This is a genomic window from Streptomyces neyagawaensis, from assembly GCF_023516595.1.
In the GTDB taxonomy this organism is placed as follows: domain Bacteria; phylum Actinomycetota; class Actinomycetes; order Streptomycetales; family Streptomycetaceae; genus Streptomyces; species Streptomyces neyagawaensis.
In genome coordinates this window covers 57,097-64,568 of record NZ_JAMGBG010000059.1, presented here as the reverse complement: position 1 = coordinate 64,568, position 7,472 = coordinate 57,097, and the positions used below count along the sequence as shown (strand labels likewise).

At 70.1% G+C, this 7,472-nt stretch carries 10 protein-coding genes; 9 read left to right on the top strand and 1 reads right to left on the bottom strand.

All coding sequences use genetic code 11. From position 1 onward, the window contains the following. Nucleotides 1-139: 139 nt before the first annotated feature. A complete protein-coding gene (locus tag M8J73_RS25225) occupies nt 140-823 on the bottom strand; it encodes a 4-carboxy-4-hydroxy-2-oxoadipate aldolase/oxaloacetate decarboxylase (RefSeq protein ID WP_055539192.1) in 684 nt (227 codons plus the stop codon). Nucleotides 824-1,204: 381 nt separating this feature from the next. Here M8J73_RS25225 and M8J73_RS25220 point away from each other — a divergent pair, with 381 nt between their 5' ends. From M8J73_RS25220 to M8J73_RS25180, 9 genes are all read left to right on the top strand, one after another. Continuing rightward, nucleotides 1,205-1,954 carry a PIG-L deacetylase family protein gene (locus tag M8J73_RS25220; RefSeq protein ID WP_055539193.1) on the top strand — a complete coding sequence of 250 codons (750 nt, stop codon included), beginning with the start codon at nt 1,205-1,207 and terminating at the stop codon, nt 1,952-1,954. Then, nucleotides 1,951-2,244: a hypothetical protein gene (locus M8J73_RS25215; protein ID WP_055539194.1), complete on the top strand. Its 294-nt coding sequence runs from the start codon at nt 1,951-1,953 to the stop codon at nt 2,242-2,244. The genes M8J73_RS25220 and M8J73_RS25215 overlap by 4 nt, the downstream gene beginning before the upstream one ends. A 123-nt stretch (nt 2,245-2,367) precedes the next feature. Further along, the gene (locus tag M8J73_RS25210) at nt 2,368-3,393 is read left to right on the top strand and encodes a PDR/VanB family oxidoreductase (protein WP_063799219.1); all 1,026 of its coding nucleotides are present in this window, start codon (nt 2,368-2,370) and stop codon (nt 3,391-3,393) included. 57 nt (nt 3,394-3,450) lie between these two features. Next, the gene (locus tag M8J73_RS25205; protein WP_055539195.1) at nt 3,451-4,479 is read left to right on the top strand and encodes a Rieske 2Fe-2S domain-containing protein; all 1,029 of its coding nucleotides are present in this window, start codon (nt 3,451-3,453) and stop codon (nt 4,477-4,479) included. Continuing rightward, nucleotides 4,476-5,177: an alpha/beta fold hydrolase gene (locus M8J73_RS25200; protein WP_055539196.1), complete on the top strand. Its 702-nt coding sequence runs from the start codon at nt 4,476-4,478 to the stop codon at nt 5,175-5,177. The genes M8J73_RS25205 and M8J73_RS25200 overlap by 4 nt, the downstream gene beginning before the upstream one ends. A 25-nt stretch (nt 5,178-5,202) precedes the next feature. Continuing rightward, nucleotides 5,203-5,484, top strand: coding sequence for a muconolactone Delta-isomerase family protein (locus M8J73_RS25195; protein ID WP_055539197.1), 282 nt, complete (start codon nt 5,203-5,205; stop codon nt 5,482-5,484). Then, nucleotides 5,481-6,215 carry an SDR family NAD(P)-dependent oxidoreductase gene (locus tag M8J73_RS25190; protein ID WP_055539198.1) on the top strand — a complete coding sequence of 245 codons (735 nt, stop codon included), beginning with the start codon at nt 5,481-5,483 and terminating at the stop codon, nt 6,213-6,215. Before M8J73_RS25195 ends, M8J73_RS25190 begins: the two co-directional genes overlap by 4 nt. 47 nt (nt 6,216-6,262) lie before the next feature. Next, the gene (locus M8J73_RS25185) at nt 6,263-6,619 is read left to right on the top strand and encodes a protocatechuate 3,4-dioxygenase (protein ID WP_055539199.1); all 357 of its coding nucleotides are present in this window, start codon (nt 6,263-6,265) and stop codon (nt 6,617-6,619) included. Nucleotide 6,620: 1 nt separating this feature from the next. Then, complete coding sequence (locus tag M8J73_RS25180) at nt 6,621-7,460, top strand: class III extradiol dioxygenase subunit beta (protein WP_249829089.1); 840 nt, start codon at nt 6,621-6,623, stop codon at nt 7,458-7,460. Nucleotides 7,461-7,472: the final 12 nt, after the last annotated feature.

Here is a 7,472-nt window from a genome sequence, read left to right as displayed (position 1 = left end):
CTCATTGTGCGTCGGCACCATCCACCGTGGGGCCATAGGGGAAAGACCGGCTCATTCCGGGCGTCGTCCGCCCTTCTGGCGGTCGGCGCTCGCATCCGGAGGTGCCGCTCTCCCGTGTCCGGCCGGCGATCGGCGAGGGTCAGTCCTGGTAGGTGACGCCGAGTTCGGCGAGCCGGGCGCGCAGCCCGTAGTGGTCGACGCCCAGTGTCCCGGAACGCAGTACCTCCCGGGTGGCGGCTTCCTTTGCGAGCCGCTTCTCCGCGAGTTCGGCCGCCTCCTCCGCCTCCGAGAGCGGTACGACGACCACGCCGTCGTCGTCGGCGACCACGACGTCACCGGGCCGGACGGACACCCCGCCGAGCGTCACGGGCACGTTCACGGAACCGGGGGACGCCTTCACCGTGCCCTGGGCGGACACGGCCCGCGACCAGACGTGGAAGCCCATCTCCCGCAGTTCGGCCGTGTCGCGTACCCCGGCCGCCGTGACCAGGCCGATGACACCACGGGCGGCCAGGGACGTCGCCAGCAGTTCGCCGAACATGCCGTCCGTCGACGGGGAGGTGGTGGTCACCACGAGGACGTCCCCGGGACGGCACACCTCGACGGCCGCATGGATCATCAGGTTGTCCCCGGGGTGCGAGCTGACGGTCACCGCCGGGCCCGCCATCCGCACACTCCGCTGGTTCGGCCTCAGGTCGGTGCCCGCGAAGCCACGACGGCCGATGGCCTCGTGAACCGTGGACACCCCTGCCTCGGCGAGCCGGGCTACCACGTCCGGGGCCGGTCGGTCGATGTTCCTCACGACTACATGACGACTGGGCACGTCTCCTCCGAGCTGCTCCAGAAATGGTGTCAGGAGATTGCTTGAAGTCAACACTATTGTCAACAAAAACTTCCGCGATATGGTGACCCCGCGGTCGGCCGGTGCCGACCCGCTCTCTTCGCGCCAACGCCTTTCCACAGGGCCGGAGTTCGCAGGGTGCGCGCCCTCACGCACGGCATCACTTCAGAGCCGCATTCCTGGCCGCATTCCTGGCCGGACCCGCTTCCGCCAGGTCTGTCGGCACGCGCCTCGGCACCCCCGCCCGGCACACGACCTCGTCCACGTGGACTCGTCGGCGTCCCCTCCACGAGCCGACCGTCCGGCCGGCACATCGAGCCCGTCCGAGCCCGTCCGGTCCCCGTCCGATCCCAAGGAGTCCCGATGACCCCCACCACGTCCCAACCCTCCGACGGTGCCCTGCTGGTGATCAGCGCCCACGCGGGCGACTTCGTCTGGCGGGCCGGCGGCGCCATCGCCCTGGCCGCCGAACGCGGTCAGCACGCCAAGGTGCTGTGCCTGAGCTTCGGCGAACGCGGAGAGTCCGCCAAAGCCTGGCGGGAGGGCCTCCGCCTCGACGAGATCAAGGCACTCCGCCGTACGGAGGCCACCGACGCCGCCGCCGCGCTGGGCGCGGAGATCGAGTTCCTGGACGCCGGGGACTACCCCCTGCTGGAGACACCGGAGTTGGTGGACCGCATCGTGCGCGTGTACCGCGAGGTGAACCCCGCCGTCGTCCTCACGCACACCCTCACCGACCCCTACAACGGCGACCACCCCGCCGCCGCCCGTATGGCGCTGCAGGCCCGTGTGCTGGCCCAGGCGATCGGCTACGACGCGCCCGGTGAACCGCTCGGCGCTCCCCCCGTGTTCTTCTTCGAGCCGCACCAGCCTGAACAGTGCGACTTCAAGCCGAACGTCCTGCTGGACATCACGACCGTCTTCGACAAGAAGCGCAAGGCCATGGAGTGCCTGGCCGCTCAGCAGCACATGTGGGACTACTACACCGACCTCGCCAAGCGCCGTGGCGTCCAGTTGAAGCGGAACGCCGGCCCCAACCTGGGCCTTGCGCACGGGACCATGGGCGAGGCGTACGTGCGCCTCTACCCCGAGACGACGGGGGTACTGGCATGACGACGGCGACGCACATCTGGGTGCCCTTCCGCGACACGTCCCTGTTCGTGGAGTTCGCGCCAGGGGCGGACGGCCCGGACCGCGCCCCCGGTCACCAGGAGCTGCTGATCGACGTCGTACCGTCGGGCGGCGTCACGAGGGACAACCGCTACGGCGAACCTCTGTGGCGGGTCGACGCCGAGCACCTGCACGCCGTGGTGGAGGCCCTCTGGACCGCGGACCGCCCGCTGCGCATCCACCTCGACCAGGCCCCACGGCACGGCCGGGAGCACGGCGGTTGCGACGAATGACGTAGGCGGGTCGTGACCTTTCGCCGTCCGGGTCCGGTCATTAGCGCGACGACCTGCGCCTTCCTCACGACTAGCGTCGAACGTGCCACCGCACCACCGACCCGTGCCGAGGAGATGACGCACATGACGAGCCCGTCGCCCGCCGCCCTGGACGCGCTCCCGCTCGGGACGGCCTCGACCACCCCGGCGCCGCGCGAGACCGAGTACGACGGCACCGTCACCGTACTGGCCCGGCAGACGGTGGCGGACGGTGTCACGTCCCTGGCGCTCGCACCGCAGGGCGGCGAACCGCTGCCGCGCTGGCAGCCGGGCGCGCACATCGACGTAGTCCTCCCCACGGGAGCGGTTCGCCAGTACTCACTGTGCGGCCCGACGGCCGTCACCGACTGCTGGCGCATCGCGGTGCTGCGGGAACCCGACGGACGCGGCGGGTCGCGGTGGATCCACGACAACGTCCGCGAGGGAAGCGAGCTGCGGATACGCGGCCCGCGCAACAACTTCCCGCTGCGGCAGGCCAGGCGGTACCTGTTCGTCGCCGGTGGCATCGGCATCACCCCCTTGCTGCCGATGATCGCCGAGGCCGACGCGGCCGGGGTCGACTGGTCCCTGCTCTACGGGGGCCGCAGCCGCACCTCCATGGCGTTCCTGTCCGAGCTGGAGCGCTACGGCGAGCGCGTGACCGTACGGCCGCAGGACGAGTACGGTCTGCTCGACCTCGCAGGCCACCTCAACGAACCCGCCCCCTCCACCCTGGTGTACTGCTGCGGACCGGCCGGGCTGATCGTCGCGGTCGAGGCCCAGTGCGCCACCTGGCCGGCGGGATCGCTCAACGTGGAGCGGTTCGCCGCGGCCCCGGGGCAGCACTCCGGTGAGGGCGAGGGCGACGAACCGTTCGAGGTGGAACTGCGCTCGACCGGGGTGACGCTCACCGTGCAGCCGGGACAGTCCGTGCTCAGGGCGGTGGAAGCGGCGGGCGCACCGGTCATGTCCTCCTGCGAGGAGGGCATCTGCGGCTCCTGCGAGACCAGCGTCCTGGCGGGCGAGATCGACCACCGGGACTCCCTGCTCACCGATGACGAGCGGGCCGTCGGCGACACGATGCTGATCTGTGTCTCACGCGCCCGCGGACGCCTCGTCCTGGACCTCTGACTCCCGGGCCTCAGTCCGCCCTCAAGGAATGTCTTCGAAGAGAAAGGCGTCGCCGTCATGCTCTCCTCACACGTGCGCAACGGCTGGTACCTGGGAGCCTGGTCCGACGAGATCGGCCGGACGCTCACCCGCCGCTGGATCGCGGACATCCCGGTCTGCTTCTACCGGCTTTCCGACGGCACCGCGACCGCCGTCGAGGACCGCTGCCCCCACCGCAAGTACCCGCTGTCGCTCGGCCATCTCGACAACGACGACATCATCCAGTGCGACTACCACGGCTACCGCTTCGACGGTGAGGGCCTGTGCGTCGGTGTCGCCGAGCAGGCCGACCGGCCCAAGGCCACGCTGCGCCGCTACCCCCTGGTCGAGAAGGACGGCGCCATCTGGATCTGGCCCGGCGACCCCGAACCGGCCGACGCGGGCCTGCTGCCGGACACCTCGTGGCTGACCGACCCGAACTGGACCCATGTGCACGGCGTCGTCCCGTTGAAGGCACGGCACCTGCTGCTGGTGGAGAACCTGCTGGACCTCACCCACGAGACGTTCCTGCACCCGACGAGCATCGGCAATGCGGCCGTCGCCGCCACCCCGATCGACGTCACCGTGGACGGGGACCGGGTCGCCTTCAGCCGCCGCATGACCGGTATCGAGGCCCCACCGTTCTACGAGAAGTCCTGTGGTCTGACCTCACCCGTGGACCGCTGGCAGGACGGGGAGTTCCACCCGCCCGGCATCTTCATCCTCCACATCCGCGTCGCGGCCACCGGCACCGAGGAACCCGAGGGCTTCCACATGAAGGTGCTGTACGGCATGACGCCCGGCCTGGGCAACGAGACCCACGACTTCTACGCCCTGGCCCGCGACTACCTCATCGACGACGAGGAGCTCAGCGAGTTCCAGCACAAACAGCAGCTCGCGGTGATGCAGGAGGACGTCGACGCCCTGGAGGCCCAGGAGCTGATGTACGCCACGGACCCGGGCGGCACCGTCGAGTCCAGCATCCGCTCCGATCTGGCCGCTCTGCGCGGACGCCGAGCGCTGGCGAAGATGCTCGCCCGCGAGCAGCGGGGAAACGTGTCGGCATGAAGGTCTTCGTCCTCCTGCACGGGGCCTGGCACGGCGGCTGGGTGTGGCAGCGCGTGACACCGGCGCTGCGCGCCGCCGGACACGAGGTGCACACCCCCACGCTCACCGGGGTGAGTGACCGCGCCCACCTGCTCGGTCCCCACGTGGGCCTGACGACGCACATCCAGGACGTCGTGGCCCTGATCGAGGCCCATGACCTGCGGGATGTGGTGCTCGTCGGGCACAGCTACGCCGGCCAGGTCGTCACCGGGGTCGCGGACCGCGTCCCCGAGCGGCTGGCGAAGCGGGTCTACCTGGACGCCTTCGTCGGCGACGACGGGGAAGCCGCGATCGACCTGCAGCCCGCCACCATCGCGGGCCACTACCGGGAGTCCGTGGCAGGACCTGGCTTCGGCTGGCTCATTCCGGTGCGCTCACTGAGCGTCCTGGGAGTGGAGGAACAGGCCGATCTGGACTGGCTCGGCCCCCGGCTTACCCCCCACCCGTGGCTGACGTACACCGAACCGCTCCGGCTGACCGGCAAGGCCGACCAGGTACCCGGCGCCTTCGTCGAGTGCACCGACTGGATGCGGGTGTTCACCCCGCACGCCCGGCGGGCCGCCGCCCGGGGCTGGCCGGTCCACGAGATCGCCACAGGCCACGAGGCCATGGTCACCGCCCCCGGCGAACTGGCGGACCTGTTGCTGGATCTGGCCTGAAGCCCTGAAAGGCAGGACACCACCCATGGAATTCCTCGTCCGCACCGAGAACACCCTGCCCCCCGACACCCCTGACGACGTCCGCGAAAGCCTGCGCAAGGGCGAGCGCGCACGGGCACAGGAACTCCGCGAGGCCGGCATCCTCAAACGGCTGTGGCGGGTGCCGGGCCGCAACGCGACCATCGGTCTGTACGAGGCGGCCGACCCGGCGGAACTGCACGACGCCCTGATGTCCCTGCCCATGTGGAAGTGGATGGACATCACCGTCGAGGCCCTGGCCACCCACCCGCAGGAGAAGGCACCGTGACCGCTCGGGGCCCGCGCGTCGCGGTGGTCACGGGAGCGGCGGGCGGACTCGGCGGGGCCATCGTCCGCCGACTGAGCGCCGACGGATTCACCGTCGCCGCCATGGACATCACCGAACCGGACGACGAGGCGGACATGGCCGGCGTACGAGCCTGGCGTTGCGATGTCAGCGACCCGGACGCCACGCGCCGCGCCGTCGAGGAGATCGCGGAGACCTACGGCGGCGTCGACGTCCTGGTCAACAACGCGGGCCTGCTGTCCGGTCGGCACAGTCTGCTGGAGACCACCCCGCAGGAGCTGCACCGCTTCTTCGACGTCAACGCCGTCGGCCCCCTGCTGATGGTGCAGGCGTGCGTGCCGTGGCTGGTCAAGAGCGCACACCGCGGACGGGTGATCAACGTCGCCTCCCGCACCTTCTTCACCGGCTCACCGGGCCAGCTCGCCTACGTCGCCAGCAAGGGCGCACTGATCGGCATGACCCGGGTGATGGCGCGCGAACTGGGCGAGCACCGGATCACCGTCAATGCGGTGGCTCCCGCTCAGGTCGCCACCCCCGGCACGCGGGCCCACTCCGGCGACGAGACCTTCGCCGCGACCATGCGGCAGCAGGCGATCCAGGAGTACGTCACCCCGGAGCACTTCGCGGGGCTCGTCTCGTATCTGGCCTCGCCGGACGCGGCCATGGTCACCGGCCAGACGCTCGTCTGCGACGGCGGAGGGCTGCTCCACTGAACGGCCGTGGCACGGCAGCGGAAGAAGAGGAAGGGAGAAGAAGAGCCATGTCCACCAGCACACCCCGGATTCCGGGCACCTACGTCTTCGACACCGCCGACAACCGTCGCGGCCGGGCACTGAACCGGCTCTGCGGGTCGTTGAAGGACGCCGGCAACCGGGCGAGGTTCAGCGCCGACGAGGACGCGTACTGCGAGGCGTACGGACTCACGGCCGAGCAGCGGGAGGCGGTCCTGAGCCGGGACTGGACGCGGATGCTGGAGCTGGGCGGCTCCATCTTCTACGTGTTCAAGCTCGCGGTCCTGGACCAGAAGTCCATGCAGTACCTCGGTGGCGTGTTCACCGGCATGACCACCGAGGAGTTCACTCAGGCGCTGAAAGCGGGAGGGCGGAGCTTTGGCTGAGGTGATATGGGGTCTGGCCACCTCGCACGTACCGTCGATCGGCGCGGCGATGGACCACCAGAAGACCGACGACCCCTATTGGAAGCCGCTGTTCGACGGTTACGCCCCCGCCCGGGAGTGGATGGCCCGGCACACTCCGGACGTGGCGGTGGTCGTCTACAACGACCACGCCAACGCCGTCGACATGTCGGTCACACCGACGTTCGCGATCGGCGCGGCGGCCTCGTACGAGGTGGCGGACGAAGGATGGGGCAGCCGTCCCGTGCCCATCGTCGTCGGCGCCCCGGAGTTCTCCGACCACCTCGTGGAGAGCCTGGTCGACTCCTCCTTCGACATCACGGTGTTCCAGGACCTCGCCGTCGACCACGGTCTGACCGTTCCGCTGTCGGTGTACTGCCCCGACCCGGGGGAGAGCTGGCCGTGCACTGTCGTTCCCGTCCTGGTCAACGTCATCCAGTACCCGCAACCCACGGCGGCGCGCTGCCTCGCACTCGGGAAGGCCCTCGGAGAGGCAATCCGTTCCTTCCCCGAGGACCTCAAGGTCGCCGTCTTCGGTACCGGCGGCATGTCCCACCAGCTCGCGGGCGCCCGCGCCGGACTGATCAACCAGGACTTCGACCGGATGTACCTCGACGCCATCGAACACGACCCGGAGAAGCTGGCCGCGCTGACCCGTGAGGACTACATCCGCGAGGCGGGCTCCGAAGGCATCGAGCTCATCATGTGGCTGATCATGCGCGGCGCCCTCGGGCCACGGATCCGCCGCGTGCACGACGCCTACCACGTCCCCGCATCCAACACGGCCGCCGGGATGGTGCTGTTCGAGAACCTGGAGACATGAAGCGCGGCGCGG

Coding starts and splice junctions, on each gene's coding strand:
- M8J73_RS25220 (WP_055539193.1), top strand. CDS start 1,205: ATGACCCCCACCACGTCCCAACCCTCCGACGGTGCCCTGCTGGTGATC.
- M8J73_RS25185 (WP_055539199.1), top strand. CDS start 6,263: ATGTCCACCAGCACACCCCGGATTCCGGGCACCTACGTCTTCGACACC.
- M8J73_RS25200 (WP_055539196.1), top strand. CDS start 4,476: ATGAAGGTCTTCGTCCTCCTGCACGGGGCCTGGCACGGCGGCTGGGTG.
- M8J73_RS25210 (WP_063799219.1), top strand. CDS start 2,368: ATGACGAGCCCGTCGCCCGCCGCCCTGGACGCGCTCCCGCTCGGGACG.
- M8J73_RS25215 (WP_055539194.1), top strand. CDS start 1,951: ATGACGACGGCGACGCACATCTGGGTGCCCTTCCGCGACACGTCCCTG.
- M8J73_RS25195 (WP_055539197.1), top strand. CDS start 5,203: ATGGAATTCCTCGTCCGCACCGAGAACACCCTGCCCCCCGACACCCCT.
- M8J73_RS25205 (WP_055539195.1), top strand. CDS start 3,451: ATGCTCTCCTCACACGTGCGCAACGGCTGGTACCTGGGAGCCTGGTCC.